The sequence below is a fragment of the Vannielia sp. genome (assembly GCF_029212645.1).
Taxonomy (GTDB): domain Bacteria; phylum Pseudomonadota; class Alphaproteobacteria; order Rhodobacterales; family Rhodobacteraceae; genus Vannielia.
Genome location: NZ_JARGND010000081.1, coordinates 5,682 through 7,374 on the forward strand (window position 1 = coordinate 5,682; position 1,693 = coordinate 7,374).

The following is a 1,693-nucleotide window of genomic DNA, read 5'->3' on the forward strand; positions in this document are numbered from 1 at the left end:
TTTGCCATGGTCGCCCATGTCGCCACGCTTGCCGTGATCACCACGTTTGCCGTGATCGCCACCGGGACCGGCAGCTGCCAGCTCTTCGGCGCTGAGGGTGCCGTTGCCGTCAGTGTCGGCGCGCTCGATCATACGGTCAAGGCGGGCGTCCTTGCGGGCTGCCTTGCGGGCCTCGGCGGCAGCGGCCAGCTCGTCCTTGCTCAACTCGCCGTCACCATTGGTGTCGACCCGGTTGAAGCGGACCTGCGCGGCACCGCCAAATTCTTCGGCCGTCAGTTGGCCATCGCCATTGGTGTCCAGATCCGAGAACTGGATATCGCTGCCCATCGGGCCCATGGCACCGCCGGGACCACGCGCCTCGGCCATCGGGGCAATGGCCAGGCCGGTTGCGATCAGGGTGGTCAGAAGAAGGATGCGTTTCATGTCTGTATTTCCTCTCAGGGTCGTTGTGGTCTGTCGCCTCATTGGCGCGGCCCTTGCTGGCCGGTTGATGCTTCTCTAACGGGGCAGATCCGGGGTTCCGTCGCATTTGGGAGAAAAAACTTTTGCGCGGCATCCTGCCGCAAGGGCAAACTGCACTCTGCAACTTTGCGCGCGCAGCGCTTAGATAGAAGAGACGCGACAGCGGGCCATGCGGCCCGGCACAGGGAAACGGCCAAGCGCGGCCCCTCACGATTGAACGGCAGATGAAAGACAGCACACTCGAACATGGCGGCGCGCCGCTTGTTGATACAGAGACCAGCGATGACGCAGAGCGCCCGACCAAGCCTGCCATGCTGCGTGGCTGGCGCCGGCGCTGCCCCAACTGTGGGAACGGGCCGATGATGTCGGGCTATCTCAAGGTGCGTGACAATTGCCCGGTGTGTGAAGAAGAATTGCACCACCACCGCGCCGATGACGGCCCCGCCTATCTGACGATCCTGATCGTGGGCCATATCCTTGCACCGCTCATTTTGTTCGTCTACACTGCCTTCCGGCCTGATCCGCTTATCATGGCGGTCGGTTTTTCGATTGGTTGCGTTGCGCTCTCGCTCTACCTTCTGCCAAGGCTGAAGGGGCTGATGGTGGGGTTGCAATGGGCCAAACGGATGCACGGTTTTGGCAGCGAGCCGGGGTAAGTGGCCCCGACCCTGCCCAAAGAGCGGGAATGACCATAATGACAATAGATAAATCAGCCCTCAGAGACGCAGCAACCGTCATCCTTTACCGCGATGGCGGCGAGGGGGTGGAAGTGCTGATGGGCCAGCGTGGCGCCAAAGCCGCCTTCATGCCTAACAAATTTGTGTTCCCCGGCGGCGCGGTCGATCCGGCCGACAGCCAGGTGAGCCTTGCGGCAGGGCCTGACCCGCGCTGCGCCGCACGCTTGTGTGCCGAGGTGGACGAAGATCGCACCGAGGCCCTGCTTGCCGCTGGTATCCGTGAACTGTGGGAAGAGACCGGCCTGATCCTGGGCGGGCCCGGCACCTGGCCTGGATCGGTGCCGGAGGGCTGGGAGGGCTTTGCCGAGGCGGGCTATCTGCCCAGCGCCGAGGGGATGCGCTTTGTGTACCGCGCCATCACCCCGCCGGGGCGGCCAAGGCGGTTTGATGCGCGCTTCTTCCTGATCCGCGCAACGCGGGTGGTGGGAGATGCGGATGATTTTTCACGCGCCAGTGATGAGCTTTCGCTGTTGCAATGGATCCCGCTCACCCAA

Annotated in this window: 3 protein-coding genes; 2 read left to right on the forward strand and 1 reads right to left on the reverse strand. The window is 63.4% G+C overall.

The features are described from left to right. Positions 1 to 423, reverse strand: a 423-nt coding sequence (locus P1U55_RS15440; protein WP_301048530.1) for an EF-hand domain-containing protein, incomplete at its 3' end; no start/stop codon positions are given. 263 nt (positions 424 to 686) lie between these two features. Here P1U55_RS15440 and P1U55_RS15445 point away from each other — a divergent pair. Continuing rightward, on the forward strand, positions 687 to 1,118 hold the full coding sequence (locus P1U55_RS15445; RefSeq protein ID WP_301048531.1) for a DUF983 domain-containing protein: 432 nt from the start codon (positions 687 to 689) through the stop codon (positions 1,116 to 1,118). Positions 1,119 to 1,156: 38 nt separating this feature from the next. Then, positions 1,157 to 1,693: NUDIX hydrolase (locus P1U55_RS15450; protein WP_301048532.1), on the forward strand; the 537-nt coding region annotated here is incomplete at its 3' end.